A 17958-nucleotide genomic window follows, 5' to 3' on the forward strand; every position below is an offset into this window, starting at 1 on the left:
GCTATCAACAGTTGTAGAGAGGGAATGCCCGCCGGAATTATAGTTTCCGAAGGGCAACCCAATTACGGTAAGGGTTATTTAGCTTTTCTTGGTAGGGCGCTGCCAGCCGGTAATATTGCGCTGCTTGCTGCGCGCTACCGCCAACTCTTCGCTCCCGACAGCCTGGGTGATGGTGGAGCCAGCCCCCACTGTGGCTCCGGCGCCCACAGTTACTGGGGCTACCAGAGCCGTGTTAGAGCCAATGAAGGCTTTATCGCCGATCTCGGTCAGAGACTTATTCACACCATCGTAATTACAGGTAATGGTGCCAGCACCGATATTGACCGCTTCGCCCACCAGGGCATCACCGACATAAGAGAGATGATTAACCTTACTGCCCTCACCAATTTTGGCTTTTTTGGTTTCGACAAAATTACCGACCTTGGCACCGGTGGCCAGCTCTGTGCCCGGACGCAAACGTGCAAAGGGACCGATAGTGCAAGCCTCACCAATCTCAGCGCCTTCGATGATGGAATTGGCCTCTACCTTGGTGCCATCTGCCAGACGACAGTTTTTTAGCAGGCAATTAGGTCCAATTTGTACCCCCTTACCCAGTGAAACTGTCCCTTCGAAAATGCAATTGATATCAATAGAGACATCGGTATCGCACTCCAGGCTGCCGCGAACATCTATACGCATGGGGTCCAATAAAGTCACCCCCGCATTCATAAGACTGGTCGCATGGTTATGCTGCAAAGCGCGCTCCATCTGTGCCTGCTGCGCACGGCTATTTACTCCCGCCACTTCCAGTGGATCACTGGCAATTACGCCCGTTACAGGAATACCCTCACTGACCGAACGACCGATAATATCGGTCAGGTAGTACTCACCTTGAGCATTGTCACAGGACAACTCCGGCAACCAGCGAGCCAACAGTGCTCCAGGAGTCGCCAAAATGCCGGTATTAACCTCACGGATAGCCAGGGTATCCGCATCGGCATCCTTTTCCTCAACGATCGACTGCACACAGCCGCTGTTATCCCTCACGATGCGCCCGTAACCCGCGGGATTTGCCATTTCAACTGACAGCAGGGCAGGTCCGTGATCCGCTGCCGATAGCAGTGATTGCAAACTGCCGGCCCTGACCAGAGGCACATCGCCATAGAGCACCAAAACGGTAGCTCCCTCGCGGAAATGGGGCACCGCCTGGGCCACTGCATGTCCGGTACCCAATTGCTGCTCCTGCTCCACAAACCTGACACCACGATCAGCGAAGCGGTCACGTATCAGGTCTGCACCATGCCCGATTACTACAGTAATCTGCACCTCTCCCAACAACATGGCGGTATCAATTACCCGCTCAAGCATGGGAATACCGCCAATAGGATGCAGCACTTTAGGCAGGTCAGAGTGCATGCGGGTGCCTTTTCCGGCGGCCAAAATCACAACATCGATAGTCATAACGGGTCGATATTCCAATCGTCTACAAAATTTGAGTGCATTGTGGCCACTAGACCCGGTTTACTCAAGCAAACAACAGTTCGCCCCGGGGCCCTGGTATTCAACGCATTAAGATTGCTGCGCCGCTTTGATCCCGGTAATTTACCCCCTGTGAAATCAACCGGTTACTCAACCCAACAAAACAAATATAGCCGCCAAACACAGAATCGGGCGGAGGGATATTTCAATGAATACCACCAAGCAGAACAAGCCGCGCCGCCATCTGTTGGCTCTGGCTGTCCTGGCACTGACCCTGCCGATGGGTGCTGTGGCAGAAGCCGAAAGCGCTCTCGAAGCCACCAAAGAAAAGAAAGTAGAAAAGGCGGAAGCCCAACCCTGGGATATCAACAAGCCACCCTACGAATTCAAACCGATCCAGTTGGACACCCGCGAGACCACCTGGAGCAACCTGGATATCAGCCCAGATGGCAAAACCATCCTGTTCGATATGCTCGGCGATATCTACACAGTACCGGTAGCAGGCGGCGAGGCGGTAGCCCTGACCAATGAAATCGCCTGGAATATGCAGCCGCGCTTCAGCCCGGATGGCAAGACCATCGTATTTATCAGCGACCGTGACGGCGCCGACAACATCTGGTTGATGGATCGCAATGGCGACAACCTTCGCCAGCTCACGACAGAGAAGGAAAACTTGCTGCACTCGCCCAACTGGAGTCCCGATGGCCAGTACCTGGTAGCGCGTAAAGGCTTTATGTCTGGCCGCAGTATCCCCGCTGGTGAAATCTGGATGTACCACTACGGTGGGGGTGAAGGTCGCCAACTGAAAGAGCGCATCGGTGGCGATATCGCCCAGAAAAATATTGCCGATCCAGCTTTCTCTCCAGATGGACGCTATGTCTATTACTCCATCGATACCACCCCCGGCACCGTGTGGAAGTACAACAAAAACTCCACCCAGGAAATTTTTGCCATCAACCGCTATGACCTCCAGGATGGTGAAGAGGAGACCTTTGTCTCCGGTCCCGGTGGCGCAGTGGCACCTGTACCATCCCCGGATGGCAGTAAACTGGCCTTTATTCGCCGCCAGGACAACCAGACCTCCCTATTCCTGAAAGATTTGGACACAGGACTGGAAACACCGGTTTACTCCGGCCTCGAACGCGACCTGCAGGAAATCTTTGGCCCCCATGGCAACTACGTTCAATACGACTGGATGCCCGATGGTGAGTCATTGGTCGTTTGGACTGGCGGTAAATTCCTGCGCATCTCCATCAACGGCGACAGCGTCGCACCGATTGCGGCCCATGTGAAAGTTGAGAAACAGGTAGCGGATGCGGTGCGCTTCCCTGTAGACGTAGCGCCGGAAACCTTCGATGTGAAGATGATTCGCTGGGCGCAGAAATCCCCCAACGGCAAGCAGGTCGCTTTCCAGGCATTGGGCAAGATTTATATTCAGGATGTCGCCAGTGGTGAGCGTCGTCGTCTGACCCGCCAGGACGACCACTTTGAGTTCTATCCCAGCTGGTCCCGCGATGGTCGCGAGATCACCTATGTCTCTTGGGACGACCAAAACCTGGGCCATGTGAGGGTAGTTTCCGCTCGCAACGGTCGCGGTAAAAACATCACCAAGCAGCCGGGCCTATACGTTGAACCAAGCTTTTCTCCAAGTGGTGACGCAGTGGCCTACCGTCGCTTTACCGGCGGCTATCTGCTCAGCCCCGAGTACTCCCTGGAACCGGGCATTTACCTGGCAGACGCCGACGGCGACTGGCAGCGCCGGGTCGTGAAGTCTGGCTATGAGCCTCATTTCGGCGCCAGCGAAGATCGTATCTACTTCTCCGAGTACCAAAACGCAGACGGCGGAAAGCGTGTGCTGAAGAGCACCAACCTGGAAGGCAAAGATGAGCGGGAGCACCTGCACGGCGCTGAGATTACTTCCTTCCGCCTGTCTCCGGACGGCAAGTGGGTTGCCTTCACCCAGGACTTCAAAGCCTTTGTCGCGCCCTTTATGCATACTGGCAAATCCGAGGTTATCGGCCCCGATAGCAAAGCAGTCAAAGTCACCCAGGTATCCAAGCGCGCCGGTGAAAACCTGCATTGGTCTGCCGATAGCGACACTTTGGGCTGGGCACACGGCCCCAAACTGTTCGAGCGTGAACTGAAGGACGCCTTCGAATTTGTCGCCGGCGCTCCGGAGGAACTGCCAGAGCCAGTTTCTGAAGGCATCGACCTGAGCTTTGAACAGTCCTTCGACAATCGCGCAGGCCTCGTTGCCCTCACCGGCGGCAAGGTTGTCACTATGCGTGATGCGGAAAACACCCGTGAAATTATCGACAATGGTGTGGTTCTGTTCCGGGGCAACCGCATTGTCGCCGTGGGACCCGCAGCGGAAGTAGAGATTCCCACCGAAGCGAAGCGTATCGATATCACCGGCAAAACCGTTTTACCGGGGCTTATTGACGCTCATGCCCACGGTGCTCAGGGTCGCGAAGAAATTATCCCGCAGCAGAACTGGAACCTGTTCTCCAGCCTGGCATTTGGAGTGACTACTATTCACGACCCCTCCAATGACAGCAGCGAGATCTTCTCCGCCGCTGAAATGCAAAAGGCCGGCCTGATTACTGGGCCGCGTATTTTCTCCACCGGCACCATCCTCTATGGCGCCAAAGGTCCAGGCTACAAAGCCAAGATCAACTCCCTGGAGGACGCTCAGTTCCACGTGAACCGCCTCAAGGAAATGGGCGCCATCTCGGTGAAGAGCTACAACCAGCCCCGCCGCGACCAGCGCCAGCAAGTGCTGCAGGCAGCCCGCGAAGCCGGCATTATGGTAGTGCCCGAGGGCGGCGGTAAGTACCAGCACAATATGAACATGATTGTGGACGGGCACACCGGTATCGAGCACTCACTGCCGATCGCCAATGTCTACGGCGATGTGGAGCAGCTGTGGAGCCAAACCCAAGTGGGTTATACACCGACCTTCGTCGTGGCCTACGGCGGTCTCTGGGGTGAGGAGTACTGGTATGACCGCACCGAGGTATGGAAGAACGAGCGCCTGACCCGCTTTACCCCCGATTTTATCGTTAACCCCCGCTCTATCCGTCGCCCCACTGCGCCGGATGCCCACTACAACCACTTTAATGTGGCCCGTCAGGCCAAGCAGCTGCGCGACGAAGGTGTCACCGTACATATCGGCGCCCACGGCCAGCGCGAAGGACTTGGAGCCCACTGGGAGATGTGGATGATGGAGCAGGGTGGTTTTACTCCTTGGGAAGCCTTCCGTGCCGGTACTATCGATGGTGCCCGCTACTTGGGTATGGACGGTGATATCGGCAGCATTGAAGCTGGTAAGCTGGCTGACCTGATCGTGGTTGACGGCAACCCCTTGGATAACCTCCGCCTATCAGAGAACATTACTTACACGGTAATTAATGGCCGTGTGTTTGAGGCGGAAACCATGAACGAAGTAGGGGCTGGCGAACGCTTGGCATTCTTCCACGAACGCCTGCCTATCAGCGCTATGCCCGCTCCTACGGCAGAAGCGGTACAGGAGAAGATGGAACGCCACCACTGGGTACACTAACCTCAGGCACAAACTGAGATGTAAACAAAAGGCCGGGGACAAACTTCCCCGGCCGTTTTTGTATAAAGCCCTACTTGGTCCGGCGACGTCCTCCCAGCTTATGCCAGAGAATGGCGCGATAGATAGCGACAGGCAGTCTAAAGATTCCCGTAACCAGCCACCAAAATGACTCATAGATGGCAATCGTCTGATCCACTAATGGATGATCCTGATCGAGCCTTTCTGGATAGTGATCGTGTCGCAATATGCCCCTGTGAAACAGAAATCTGCGTAAAGGCCGGCTCAGCCGCCAACTAAAAGACTTGGTTATACGGTTTAAGTTATCGACGAGAAAGCTCTCCGAGGCTATCTTTTGCTGTGTGAGCAGTTCGAAATAGTGGCTTTTGGACTTATTTTCATTCTGCCAATCAGTATCAAAATCCATCTTTGTTAGCCAATCGCTTTCCCCGAATCCACCTATCTTACGCAGATCCGATGTGTACTGAGGGATAGTTATCTGATTTTTAATGATGGCCTTAGAAATGCGATATACATCAGCATTCATCCGGTCAGGGTTCTGCAATTCCCGACTAAGCCTTTGCTGAAAGCCGGATCGGAATTTGAAATGGAGAAGATGAGCGCAATTTTTACTGAGAGGAACCGGCGTACATGAGTGGGTTGAACGTAAATATTGAAAACCCGTCCGCCAATAAACCAGCGGAATTTTATAGGATTTAACAAAGTAATCAGAAATACCAGATATTTGCGCTCTGGCTTTGGAGCGAATTTCAAAAAAAGGAAAAGCTAATATGCTTTTTTTCTTAAAGCTTTTATAAGATACATAGTTAGGCGTTAATTCCATTAACTCGGAAAGATTTCTTATATCATATGTATTCCCTTGAAGGTTGTCGCTAAAGAAATCTATTAGTGGAGTATATAGAGCAAAAGCTAATTCACCCTGCATAAGCTGAGTCATAACTTTCAGGGAAGTTTTACCTGAAATTTCAGGTAACCAGAGAAACTCATCAGCATCAACCACAAGAGTCCATTTTCCCTGGCAATAATTCCGGGCAATTCGGTTAACCCAATCTACACCTGCGTTTGCCTGGGGGTAGCCACAATCAACTTCGTATAGCTGGACATCATTCTGCTTTAGTAGATAGCTTACCGAGTTATCACTACTTCCCGTATCCACCAAATGGAAACATGTCACACCTAAAGACCGGTAATGGTCAAGAAAAGCTGGGAGAATATCCAATTCATCTCGGAAGATACAAATAAGAGGGAAGCGTGTTTCACTAGCACTTTCAATGTACTTAACTACTTTCAAACTTTCACCCTAGCGAATTTACGCAGCCTTCGAATCGTTCGCTTTAAAAACCCTGGCTTATATTTTTCCCCTTTATTTTTTTTCGCTTCTTTTTGCTGTTTTCTTAGTAGTAGGAGGCTTTTCTCTTCCGAGTCGAGCCCTTCAAGGTAAGGACTTATTTGCCTGAAATCTCCTTCTTCTTGAAGGTGATTTCTGGCTTTCATAGAGTTGTCACCGGTGCGATAGTAATATAAAGGATCAGGATAATAGGATACATTTTCCTTTGCTAAAATTAGCTTGCTATAGAATTCAATATCATCCTTACCTGTTCTATATCTCTCTGTATAACCTCCGTGATCTCTAAACTTAGAAGCTTTTATCAGACACGTCGCATCACCGACTATATTTACCTTCGTTGCCCAAGCTCTAGCTGGACCCATAAAACGAATTTGAGTTCCGAGCTTACCTTCTGGAGTATTAGGTGCCCCTTTACCGCTGAATCGGATAGAGCTACAAGTCAGGCAATCAATATCTGCAAAAGTTGCAGCGCTAACCAACTTATCTACCATTTCCGGCATCATGACATTGTCATCGTCAAAAAAAAGTAGATAATCTCCACTTGCATTTTGTGCTGCAGTATTTCTAGCAGCCCCTACATATCGGTTTTCCTGGTATACAAACTGCCAGCCATTCTTCTGATAGTGACTTTCTAAAATTTCCAGCGCGTGTAGCGCTTCTTGTGAATGGCTACCATCATCAACCACAATAACTTCTATGTTCTTATAAGTCTGATCTTCAATGCTTTTTAACGCTTGATAGAGAAAGTCTGGACGCTCAAAATGAGTTACGCATATAGAAACTAAGGGATCATGTCTATTGGAAGATCGGGCGTTTTTAATAATTGAATGCTCTTGGCCATGCCATTTACTCCATACATCTAACGACTTCTTAAGCCTCTGGTGTTTTATACCCGGCGCAGGCAGTTTCTTTGCATGTAATTCTAACTTTCTCGCTAAAGCAATATGATTTGGCTTGAAGAGGATTTTTTTTCCATTTTCGTCATCAAGTAACTCTCGAGTACCACCAGTATCAGCAGCAATAAATGGTACTTTAGTTGCAAGGCATTCGTAGACAGAAATCGGGGAATTCTCTAACAAAGCTGGGATCACAGCCAAACGTCCTTCTCCACTCAAATACTCTACAGCCTGTATAGCATTACAATCACTTATAAATGAGACTTCTGTACTCCAATGCTTCTGGTTTTCCTCTATGAATTTTCGCGCATCAAATCGATAAGAGTGTCCTCCCAAAAAAGTAATCGATGGTAATCTAACCCCTCTTTTAGCAAGAGTGTTTAATGCATTCACAAAAAGAATGACCCCCTTGCGAGGCTCAAGCCGCCCAAAAAACACCCATTCTTTTGTCTCTAAATTACTATTTTTTATGGCTTCATTATCAGGTAATAGATCATCCAAAAATACATTTGGCCAATAGTAACTGCGGTCAGGCAGGCGGTATTTATTATTTTCCATCCAGCAGACTAAATGCTGACTTCCACAGATCAGAGTATCTGCCATCTCGGCACTTCTGCGCTCCATAAATACCCACCCCAATTGCCGTTCCTCTTTAAGGAATTGTTGATTACCTTCGGCAGACCAGAGTGTTGGGGAAGAACCTTTAACAGCAAAATGTATATCTTGGAATGCAATACCAAGACTCTTGGCAAGTAACACTATATAACCCATTCCACGCCATTCTGAAACATGGACAATATCAAAGCGATCATTTCGCTTGAGCCATTCATAGGCTGCATAGGGCATTGCCATAGTACGAGCCATTGTCGTTTTGGCTAGCGCTTGGGGTGCAACACCATGAAATTCAACATTAAGTTTTGCAAAAAATTTTTTTGTGATTTTCATTTTAACAGGATTTTTTGCTAAACCATTAACGAAACAGATGGTGACTATGTGACCAGATCTCTGCAGAAAAATAGCCAAATGAAAGTAAGCCGTTCCAATACCACCATTTTTTATTGGACCAAATATATCCTCCGTTAGGATGCAAATACGTTTAGATTTCTGAACAGCTTCAAGGCGTATATCCTCGTGAAGCTCTTTCATTATTCAAGCCACCTTAGATCGCGACTAACATTTGTTTAAGATAACGCAATCGGCCATTTCGTAAGACAAGTCCATTTTCCTTAACACGTACGGTAATCTCTGAGTTTTCCTGCTTTATTTCAGGGGTTAATGAGAACCGGAATCCATACCAAGCTAGTTTCGGGTTTCGAGTACCGAAACGCTCCACATAACGATTCGCCGTGGCTTCAGCTACAATGTTTCCGTTCACCTCTAAGACAATCACTAAATTTTTAGCTATATTGCTTCTATCCCATGCCCATCCCTCAAGAACCCGTGGATCGAGTGCAAAAAGCTCTCGTGGTGGAATTGACCCCTTAATAGGTGAGCCAGTATATCCCTTAAATATACGTTGCAAGGTAGTACCTGATTTTTGAATCACAGCCTGAAAACTAAACTTGGGTTTAAATTCAGTTTCATTGATTTTTCCCTGCTCATGGATAATTTTTGCAATATCATGTTCAGGCTCATCCTTACCTTCTACTGTATAATCCTTGTCTACAAACTCTCCTGCCTCTGCGTGATCTTGCCCATATAAAGTGGTATCTTCAGTATCTATCTCTTGAATATTTTCAGGTGTGTTATTTTCCGATTTAGAGAAGAAACTCCAGGTATATTTTTGGTTAAATATCTCCTCAACAGCTACCTCATTAAGTATTGGACTCCCAGAGATAGCTGCAAATACATTTTTAGAAAGTTTTATAACCCTTATAAAACGGGTATAAGTCATTTCTTGATCTTCTAACAGAAACTTAATATTAAATTTTTCACCTTCTTCCCATTTATCTGGAATTGGGAATCTATGTAAAGTAAGTTCATTATCTTGTAGCTCCAAAGAAATTGACTGGGGCTCGCCATTAACGATTAATTGCCTATTTCCCGAACCTTTGGCTACACAGAGCAAATGGGAATTTCTCTCGTCCAAACCTACAACCACCCTCGGATTACGGTTTTTCATTTTACGAGGCCGGTCGGCATGTAAAAGCCACACAGGTTCCTCATCCAAACGATTCTTATCCCGATAAAGTGCTGGTCTTAATTTAGCTCCAATAGGCTGAGCTGAAGGAAGAAGGGCTAGTTTACGATAGGCAATATTATCATTTTCAATCAACGGCATTGAGCGAAGATAGACGGAGTTAGCGTTATTTCGAGATTCTTCCAGTTCTTCTAAATAGTAATCGCTTCGAAGATGGCACTCAGGAATAACCATCAATTCAAACCCAAATTCTTTGTTCGCCCTTAAAATATATTCTTGTACCAAACCGTAGCGAATATCATAAGGGAGTATTGACCCCACCTTGCTTGATACCAGTTTTGGAATACAAATAATATTTGTGCCTATAGCATTTCCAAAGCTGATCTCAGACACGATATCTACACCTATCGGCATTACCACCTTGTTTTCAGGTAGAGATAAAAAGCTAGTGATTATGAATTCATGATTTATTTGAAGAGTTTTGCGTAACTCACCACAAAATTTTCCACCTAACCGAGAGGATGTACCGTCACAGAGAATGCAAGCATCTAGAGTACTTTCAGAAAGACTTTTTGCCAGTGCAATCCCTGCTGGAAATCCAATGAAATCCACCAAACTACAATTGAGACCGGCTTCCAATAGAAAGTTAGAAGCTCTCTCAGCAATATTTTCAAGATAGGGATCAATTAATAAAAATTTGATGGAGTCGGGTCTATCAACTAAAAGTGCCTCAGAAAACTCCATAACACTCTCAGTATCCCGCAATAGAACAACCACTTCTAGGGTCGGTAACTCCATCTCATTAGAAGTTGTTAAGGTGGGAGAGCCTGTAATCTTGGTGATCGCTTCAGCGCCACTATACTGCTTAAAAAGATCTGCTAAGTAGGCATGAAAACCATACCAAACTTGAAGGTTATAATTGTTATCAAAACTGGAATGTGCAATCCTATGCCCACTCTTCAGTACCTCTTCTAGCCTTTTCGCAAGCTCAAATGCGTAGGGTGCGATAAGACAACTTTCATGGTCTTCTTTTGCGATAAGCTCTGGAGTTCCCCCTACTCGCGTTGCAATAAAAGGAATATTATTCTCTAGTGTTTCATATACTGCCATGGTGGAGTTTTCAATCAGGGAGGGCATTACCGCTATCATATCCCTGGAACATAAAAACGAGAGAGCTTCCGGCTGGTTATAATCTGTGATGCAATTGACTTCAAAACTCCAAGTAGATGCTTTTCTCTCAATATAGTCCGCAACCTTCTCATTGTTTTGATTAGGTAAGGCTTCACCATATTTACCTAGGAAATTAACTCTGGTAGGACAATTCCCCGTCCGCTCAAGTAAATCCAGAGCGGTACAAAAGAGCTCCAATCCCTTCCGCATTTCCAAACGACCAAAGAAGGTCAATTCGTTAGTGCGAACTACATCACCAGGCTGTCGATTAATGCGTTTATCATCAACGGGAACTTCGGAAAAATCGAGAATATTTGGCTGAACATAAGTTGATGTTGGCAGCTTATAGCCGACATAGCGCATAAAGCAAAGTAGATGTGCGCTACCACCAATTACCATATCGGCAAATTCAACACATTTCTGCTCAGCAAAACTCGCTGGTAACAGCTCCCTTTTTACCAATGGCTGCATTTGATAATGACGATTCCAGAGGTGCGGGGACGATGTCTTTACAATAAATAATGTATCTTTGAACGCCAAACCCAACTTCTTAACCATCAACGCATAAATTAATCCACCTCGCCATTCGGAAGTGTGGATAACATCAAAACGTCTCTGTCCAATTAACCAGCGGTATGCCGCACTATATCGTCGCTGCCAACTCTGTGAGGGGCCAATTATTGTTTCATCCGTGTGCACCAAATAGTGCAGTGAAACACCAAAATTGGAATATTCCTCAACCCAATACTCAGGTGTTTCATTCTCAACTGTTTCACCTTTTAAGTAGAGCACATGTACTTCATGCCCATGTCCTGCCAGTCCTTTCGCTAGGTGATAGTAGGTTGAAGCAATCCCTCCATTTCTCACCGGACCTAGGATTTCTTCTGTGGCTATACAAACTCTGAGCTTCTGGTCCGACTCAAAACCTGCATAAGTATTTAAATCAGGGAATGATTCTACTGAAAATTTGTCAATCTGCATTCTGTAGGGCCCTCTGCGAGAGGCTAGGCTTCAGAACATCCTCCTTATTGACAAAGTAATCCCATGTAATTTGAATACCGTCCCTTAATGATACCTCAGGCCTAAAGCCCAAGTACTGTTTTGCTTTAGTAATATCCGTATAGTTATGGCGCACTTCACCTGCCCTGAAAGGGTGGTTAGCTATTTCAAGATCTTCATGGCAGCCCGAGACATCCCTTAGTAAACTAATTACTTCGTTAATTGACGTCGGCTGGCCGCTACCCAGCTGAAATACCCCATTTTCTCTCTTTTCCAGAGCCCTAATTATTCCCTGGCAGAGATCGCCTACAAAAATAAAGTCTCTAGTCTGATAGCCATCTCCGTAGACATCACAGACCTGTCCTTTCAGAATATTTTTAATAAAGGCTGCTATCACACTTCCTTTGTGAAAGGAAAGCGGACCATAAACATTAGAGAATCGTAAAGAAGTTATTGATAATCCATAACTTTGAGAATATGCAGAACAGTAGGCCTCTGCTGCAGCCTTAGACGCACCATAAGCCGATGCGGGATTCACTGGCATTAATTCGTGTACTGGTGGATCAGCTTCTCCAATGATCGCCCCACCTGTAGAAGCATTAATGAGATGTTTAACCTCATACCTTCGCATTGCTTCCAGAAGATTGACAGTCCCCTGTACATTTACTTCAAAATTATAGACGGGGTTATTTATTGAATTAATAACACGTGTATCTGCAGCTAAATGTATAACAGCATCAGCTTGCTTTACAGCTTCATCTATATCCCGTTGATTTCTAACATCTCCTCTAATAAATTGGTGAGGTATTCCGGCTAATGCTGCGGTAGTGCCAGTGACCTCATTATCTAAAACTAAAATTTCGTCATATAAACTCAAAGTACTGAGATATTTGACTAAATTTGAACCTATAAATCCACATCCACCAGTAATAAGGATTCGCGTAGACATAGCTAAAGCTACCCACTAGGAAATGGTTTCAGTAACTTCACTAGTTTTTTCCCGATAGGAAATATCGGCAAGTTTATTACCCTTTGTCCAATAAGAAACGCAAGGTATTTTTGTATGATCAGCCCGATCTTGATATTGCATTGTTATATCTGTAATTTCTTGTAGAAGACTATCTTTAATAAGAATCGGCTGCCATCCAAATGAACGAAGTAAATCATTTTTTACATTGAGATCATTTCTCTCTGCCTCCTTCCTCGGGTTTGGCAGATAACTTATTTCACAGTCTGTCAGTGATTGAACTAATTGTGCAAGATCAGAAAGTGATTGCGTTTCCGCCATCTGATTGAGAATCAGTGGCCGTTCACCGAGCTCCGGTGGATGTAAAAGTGCCTGCTCAATACATTTGCAAGTATCAGAGATATGGATAAATGCGCGAGTTTGACCACCTGTGCCATGAACAGTCAGTGGGAAACCGACAGTCGCTTGCATTAGAAATCTATTTAGGACTGTGCCGTAGTCCCCGTCATAATCAAAACGATTTATCAAACGCTCATCCAAACTAGAGAGTTCAGTCTGCGTTCCCCAAACAATCCCCTGGTGAAGGTCAGTAATACGAAGCCTGTCATTTTTCGCATAATACTGAAACATCTGCGAATCCATCGTCTTGGTCATATGGTAAATGGAGCCGGGATTAGGCGGATAAACGATAGAGTCTGAAATTTGACGATTATCAACTGTCTCTATTTTTACATCCAAGTAACCTTCAGGTATTGGTATGGGCTCCTCATGGCCGTAACCATACACTCCCATTGTACCGAGGTGAACCAAGTGAATATCAAGCTGCGTCTCTACAATCGCATTGAGAATATTATGGGTACCACAAATATTATTAGCGATCGTATAATTTTTAGTAGCGCTGCTTTTCATCGAATAGGGCGCAGCGCGCTGCTCACCAAAATGGACTATACTATCTGGCTTTTCCTCCTCTAGGAGATTTACAAGATCGTTAAATTTCTGGGAAACATCCAACTCGACAAAGCGAATAACCTTTCCCGTTAATTCAAACCAGGTATCAATACGCTCTTTCAGTTCTCGAATCGGTGTTAATGATTCTACATTGAGCTCACTATCAATTTTTCTTCTAGAAAAATTGTCAATAATAATAACTTCATGACCTAAATTACTCAGATGTAATGAGGTTGGCCATCCACAAAAGCCATCGCCACCGACTATTATCAGTTTCAAAGAGCCACCTCCACAAGTTTTGCCAACCAGGCCGTTGGCAGATCAATTTATTCAGGGTTGAGGTGTTATCGTCTGCTGCTTAATTGGATAACGTGAATCTTACAAAATCCAATTTATAACACAGGCTTTCCACCTTTACCGATTATACGAGTTAGCATCCGCGCCAACTTTTATAGATTGCACCTTGAATAGTTTTCTCAGAGAAAATAAATTTATTATTTGACAGCTCCAACTTTCACATTTATGAATATTTCCATAGCTTAAGAAAATCAGTGCTAGCTGCGAGCATGTACTCAATAATAAGCAATCTTATTATATTTGATTTAAATCGAGCGCAACTGCACCTATTTGCAGCATGCAAGTCAATATCCACGCCAAAAAACCTGGTTACCATTACTTGGAAAATTAAATGTCTACTTTAGAAATCAATCAGCTGGATAACTTTGAACAAGGGAAGCAAGCTGCATTAGCTGGAGAAATAGACCTGGCGAGAGAGTTATTGCGTCCAATTGCCGATCTCAACCCTTTTCATCCGGCTACTTATTTTCTGTGCTATGCCGAATCAAAAAATGGTTCGATTCTAAATTGTGATAAGTATGCGCTGACCTTCATCTCAAGACATCCACACCATGTAGGCATGAGAATAATCTCCGCTATGCTAAATATAGCTAAAGGAGATATAGATCAAGCTGAAAAAGATATAAAAATAGCAATCAAGTGTAACCCAGAACATAAACGAGCTCTGAAAGTCTTTGACCAAGTCAAACTAATACGAATCGAAAATAATGCCAGAGAAGCGATTGAAATTTTAGACACTTCCCGGTCTCACCCTGCATTTTCAAAACTTTCCCGCTCAAAGGCAGCAAAACAACTGAAGAAAATAGAACCTTTAGAAGATTGGGACAATCATGAATTACAGGCTAAAATCGCATTTTTCCACAACTGCACTAATATACGCCACGCACTAAAGAATTTTGATTCGGATCTCATCACTAGTGCCGTTGAACTCGGCTACTGCTCATGGCCAAGAAAATTACATAAATATGTACAAGGGTGCAATGTTTTAGATGTCGGTTGTGGTTTTGGCGGCTATGCCATGGGCTACCTCTGTGCTGGGGCAAATAGTTATACCGGTGTAGACCCTGCAATGTCTTTAGACTCCAGGAGAGTTCGCAATAAAAGGATAAGAAAGTGGGTTAACGCTCCAATGTCCGGCCAGGACATCATGGATTTGATCCCGGATATTGATCTACGCCAGTGCTCTACCCGCGATCTCGTCGGTATAAAAACCTTTGATACGGTTTGCCTACACAATGTCACTGAGCACCTATTGGAAATAGAAGGTGTGTTTGAAGATATTGCGGGGTTGTTAACCAAAGGAGGGAAAATTATATTTCTGCATCACAACTTTTATGGCTGGAGTGGGCACCATATGCCTCCTCATAATCCATCAGTCTTGGATGAAGGGAATCCAGATCATCTTAAGTTTTGTGATTGGAACCATATTAATATTGTTCGCCATTTGCCACACGACCACTATTTACACACACATCTAAATCGCATTCGAATCGATGAATTACGCGCATTAACACGTAAGTATTTTAATATCGATACCTGGGAACTACAGCCTTCACATAGTAATGTTTTAGAACGTTTAACTCCGGAAATAGAGACCAGAGTAAGAGAAGAAATTCCTGATATTACACTGGATGAAATGAAGACAAATGTTGTTTTTTGTGTAGCTTACGCTAAGTAATTAATTTTCTTTCCGGAGCAAAATAATGTACGAAATTGAAGATGCGGAAATTGCAAGGGGTTGTTATGTACACCCAGAAATATCATTCTCTAAAACTGAAGTCCCCCAGAGCGTATTTGAGACGCCAGGAATGGTTTCGATTGCGGAACGCAAATTACTCTATTCATTGGCGTCAAAAAATTTCCAGCAAAAAGGATATATTGTTGATGCAGGAAGCTTTATGGGAGCTTCTGTAGTTTCTCTCGCGCATGGATTGATGAGTAATTCAAATTTTTCAAACAACGTAAATTCAAATATATTGAATAGTAAGCCTATTAGTAGTTATGAATTGGGTTTTCTACCTAAACCTGCAAATGGTTCGGATCGTGTTTGGGAGTGTGACTCACTGACCTATAAGTTTGGTGAATCTTTTGTTCCAATATTAGAAAATAGTATTTCTCCATTTCAGTCATTGATTGAACTAAATATCGGTGATTTTAATGAGTTTTCCTGGCCTGATAATCCAATTGAAATTTGTTTTATTGATGTATGTAAAACTCAGGACCTAAATAAACATGTTTCAGCAGAGTTTATGCCAAAGCTTATTGAGCGCGAATCATTTTTCATTAATCAGGATTTTTTCTTTGATCGTTTACCATGGATTAAAGTAACCATGGGATATCTTGAAGATTATTTCGACTGGTATGGGCAAGTATTTTCAAGCTCAATCTATAAGTGTAAAAAACCAATTCCTAAGGAAGTAGCTGAATACGACCCATTCACCGAAGCTAGCCTAGAGGAATGCTTGAAGCTCCACGATAATCATCCTAAAGAACATCTAACAGATGCTCACAAATTAAGAATGTGCTTATCTCGCTCATATCTTATTGCAATGAAGGGGGATAAAGATGAAGCACTAGATTATCTCAAAGTAGTTGAAAGTGATTATGAGCATATGATGGATGAAAATACTTCTATAGACAGAAATGATCGTTTTCGATTCAACAGAGCTGTTCGGCAAATAAAAAGCGGAATTTTTAGTTGAAAACTAGTATTTGGGATAAATTAGAAAGGTCAGAAGTATAATTTCTGACCTTTTAGTTCAAACTATACTTAAATTTAAGCGGGACTTATATTCATGTCTTTTTCCAAAGCTGCATCAAGTTCATGAGCTCGTTGAAATGCTTTACGCTGAGATAAACGAGTTACATACTCCTGATACTCTTCACGCTTATCTATAGTTCCAAACTGTAACCCCCACCCCAGCTGTGCACCAATATATACATCTGCTGCTGTAAAACGTTCTCCAACAATATACGGGTTTGATTTAATTGCACTAGAAAGCGTATCTAGTGCCAATTTATAATTACCGTAACCCAACATTTGCTGTTTATCTTTAGCCACATCTTCATCAAAGATATATTTATTCACAATGGCGGACTCCAGAGGTCCAGCCGAATAAAACATCCATCGGTAATAATTGGCACGCTCTTCGTTATTTATCGGAGACAAACCTGAATCAGAAAATACATCTGCCAAGTAGACACATATTGCTGCTGCTTCAGTTATTATTTTGTTGTCGTGCACTAGTGTTGGAACTTTCCCCATGGGATTCAAAGCAAGATACTCTTGCGATTTCATGTCTTCGCCATATTCAAGTACTTTGGTTTGATAGGGTACTGATATCTCCTCTAACATCCATCGAACAATACAGCCTCTCGACTGAGGATTCGTATAAAAGATGATTTCATTTGCCATGTCAATATCTCGAAATTATGTGGAGACATAAATTTTAGCTAGGCAAGTATCATTTCTTCGAGAGATTTACATGTCAAGTTATTAAGTAAAAGTACTATCTATTTACTTGGATAATTCACTCGGCTAATTCAACAGTTATATTCTCTGGCCCCAAGAGAAAAGCTAATTTTTTATCTTGATACTCCAATATTCCGCTTCTTGTACTAATTCCTTGCTTCGATAAATACTCTAAAGCTTCATTCAAATTATCTACCTTTAAACACAGATGGTTATAACCGGGCCTTGCCAAGTCAATTAGTGATGGATTAGTTTTAACCACTGGATTTCGGTAGTGAAGTAGCTGTATCTCAAATTTCGGAGATGACTGCTTTAGTACCATCGTAAAGTGATCTGCTTCTACATTATCCACCTGGAGATACCGTGACGCTTTCTCGCCAGTTAGATAATTTTTGAGTAGAAGCTCAAAACCCAGCAATTCAAAAAAACTGACACTTTCCTCTAATTTCGTAACAACTACTGTTACGTGATCTGGGTGTTTAAACATGGATTGAGAGCCTTCAATCTGGATTTAAGTACAAGTTTAGATGTAATTACTTAAGTTTTTTCCAAATACAAAATATACAAATCAAATTTTTGTATTTTCAAGCAGGTTATTACTCAATATATAAGTTAATTTGTTG

11 protein-coding genes are annotated in these 17958 nt (G+C 44.2%); 3 read left to right on the forward strand and 8 right to left on the reverse strand.

Translation table 11 applies throughout. The annotated features are described in order from the left end of the window. Window positions 1–78: 78 nt before the first annotated feature. On the reverse strand, window positions 79–1440 hold the full coding sequence (gene glmU / locus ACJJIY_RS05125) for a bifunctional UDP-N-acetylglucosamine diphosphorylase/glucosamine-1-phosphate N-acetyltransferase GlmU (protein WP_445359218.1): 1362 nt from the start codon (window positions 1438–1440) through the stop codon (window positions 79–81). 226 nt (window positions 1441–1666) lie between these two features. Between glmU and ACJJIY_RS05130 the strand changes: the two genes are divergently transcribed. After that, on the forward strand, window positions 1667–5020 hold the full coding sequence (locus ACJJIY_RS05130; RefSeq protein WP_445359219.1) for an amidohydrolase family protein: 3354 nt from the start codon (window positions 1667–1669) through the stop codon (window positions 5018–5020). Between the two features lie 70 nt (window positions 5021–5090). Here ACJJIY_RS05130 and ACJJIY_RS05135 read toward each other — a convergent pair whose 3' ends face one another. From ACJJIY_RS05135 to ACJJIY_RS05155, 5 genes are read right to left on the reverse strand one after another with little or no spacing between them, the layout of a single operon-like run. Further along, window positions 5091–6329 carry a glycosyltransferase family 2 protein gene (locus tag ACJJIY_RS05135; RefSeq protein WP_444895625.1) on the reverse strand — a complete coding sequence of 413 codons (1239 nt, stop codon included), beginning with the start codon at window positions 6327–6329 and terminating at the stop codon, window positions 5091–5093. Then, a complete protein-coding gene (locus tag ACJJIY_RS05140; RefSeq protein WP_444895624.1) occupies window positions 6326–8428 on the reverse strand; it encodes a glycosyltransferase in 2103 nt (700 codons plus the stop codon). The genes ACJJIY_RS05135 and ACJJIY_RS05140 overlap by 4 nt, the downstream gene beginning before the upstream one ends. Window positions 8429–8441: 13 nt before the next feature. Then, window positions 8442–11573 (reverse strand): glycosyltransferase family 4 protein, encoded by a 3132-nt coding sequence (locus ACJJIY_RS05145; protein WP_444895623.1) that lies wholly within the window; start codon window positions 11571–11573, stop codon window positions 8442–8444. Beyond that, complete coding sequence (locus tag ACJJIY_RS05150) at window positions 11563–12540, reverse strand: NAD-dependent epimerase/dehydratase family protein (RefSeq protein ID WP_444895622.1); 978 nt, start codon at window positions 12538–12540, stop codon at window positions 11563–11565. The genes ACJJIY_RS05145 and ACJJIY_RS05150 overlap by 11 nt, the downstream gene beginning before the upstream one ends. A 15-nt stretch (window positions 12541–12555) precedes the next feature. After that, complete coding sequence (locus ACJJIY_RS05155) at window positions 12556–13785, reverse strand: NAD-dependent epimerase/dehydratase family protein (RefSeq protein ID WP_444895621.1); 1230 nt, start codon at window positions 13783–13785, stop codon at window positions 12556–12558. A 409-nt stretch (window positions 13786–14194) separates the two neighbouring features. On the opposite strand from ACJJIY_RS05155, the gene ACJJIY_RS05160 reads away from it, so the two are divergent. Together ACJJIY_RS05160 and ACJJIY_RS05165 are read left to right on the forward strand one after the other, a co-directional pair. After that, window positions 14195–15541 (forward strand): methyltransferase, encoded by a 1347-nt coding sequence (locus ACJJIY_RS05160; protein ID WP_444895620.1) that lies wholly within the window; start codon window positions 14195–14197, stop codon window positions 15539–15541. 25 nt (window positions 15542–15566) lie between these two features. Then, on the forward strand, window positions 15567–16565 hold the full coding sequence (locus ACJJIY_RS05165; protein WP_282930579.1) for a hypothetical protein: 999 nt from the start codon (window positions 15567–15569) through the stop codon (window positions 16563–16565). Window positions 16566–16639: 74 nt separating this feature from the next. Here the strand turns inward: ACJJIY_RS05165 and ACJJIY_RS05170 are convergent, their stop codons facing one another. Both ACJJIY_RS05170 and ACJJIY_RS05175 read right to left on the reverse strand, forming a co-directional pair. Next, the gene (locus ACJJIY_RS05170) at window positions 16640–17278 is read right to left on the reverse strand and encodes a glutathione S-transferase family protein (RefSeq protein WP_444895618.1); all 639 of its coding nucleotides are present in this window, start codon (window positions 17276–17278) and stop codon (window positions 16640–16642) included. A gap of 115 nt (window positions 17279–17393) precedes the next feature. Beyond that, window positions 17394–17822: a VOC family protein gene (locus ACJJIY_RS05175; RefSeq protein WP_444895617.1), complete on the reverse strand. Its 429-nt coding sequence runs from the start codon at window positions 17820–17822 to the stop codon at window positions 17394–17396. Between the last annotated feature and the right edge of the window lie 136 nt (window positions 17823–17958).

The organism is Microbulbifer maximicatervae (SeqCode) (assembly GCF_052468155.1).

Excerpts from the sequence above, each read along its gene's own strand:
- ACJJIY_RS05145 (WP_444895623.1), bottom strand. The coding sequence starts at position 11,573 with ATGCAGATTGACAAATTTTCAGTAGAATCATTCCCTGATTTAAATACT.
- ACJJIY_RS05175 (WP_444895617.1), bottom strand. The coding sequence starts at position 17,822 with ATGTTTAAACACCCAGATCACGTAACAGTAGTTGTTACGAAATTAGAG.
- glmU (WP_445359218.1), bottom strand. The coding sequence starts at position 1,440 with ATGACTATCGATGTTGTGATTTTGGCCGCCGGAAAAGGCACCCGCATG.
- ACJJIY_RS05165 (WP_282930579.1), top strand. The coding sequence starts at position 15,567 with ATGTACGAAATTGAAGATGCGGAAATTGCAAGGGGTTGTTATGTACAC.
- ACJJIY_RS05170 (WP_444895618.1), bottom strand. The coding sequence starts at position 17,278 with ATGGCAAATGAAATCATCTTTTATACGAATCCTCAGTCGAGAGGCTGT.
- ACJJIY_RS05140 (WP_444895624.1), bottom strand. The coding sequence starts at position 8,428 with ATGAAAGAGCTTCACGAGGATATACGCCTTGAAGCTGTTCAGAAATCT.
- ACJJIY_RS05150 (WP_444895622.1), bottom strand. The coding sequence starts at position 12,540 with ATGTCTACGCGAATCCTTATTACTGGTGGATGTGGATTTATAGGTTCA.
- ACJJIY_RS05160 (WP_444895620.1), top strand. The coding sequence starts at position 14,195 with ATGTCTACTTTAGAAATCAATCAGCTGGATAACTTTGAACAAGGGAAG.
- ACJJIY_RS05130 (WP_445359219.1), top strand. The coding sequence starts at position 1,667 with ATGAATACCACCAAGCAGAACAAGCCGCGCCGCCATCTGTTGGCTCTG.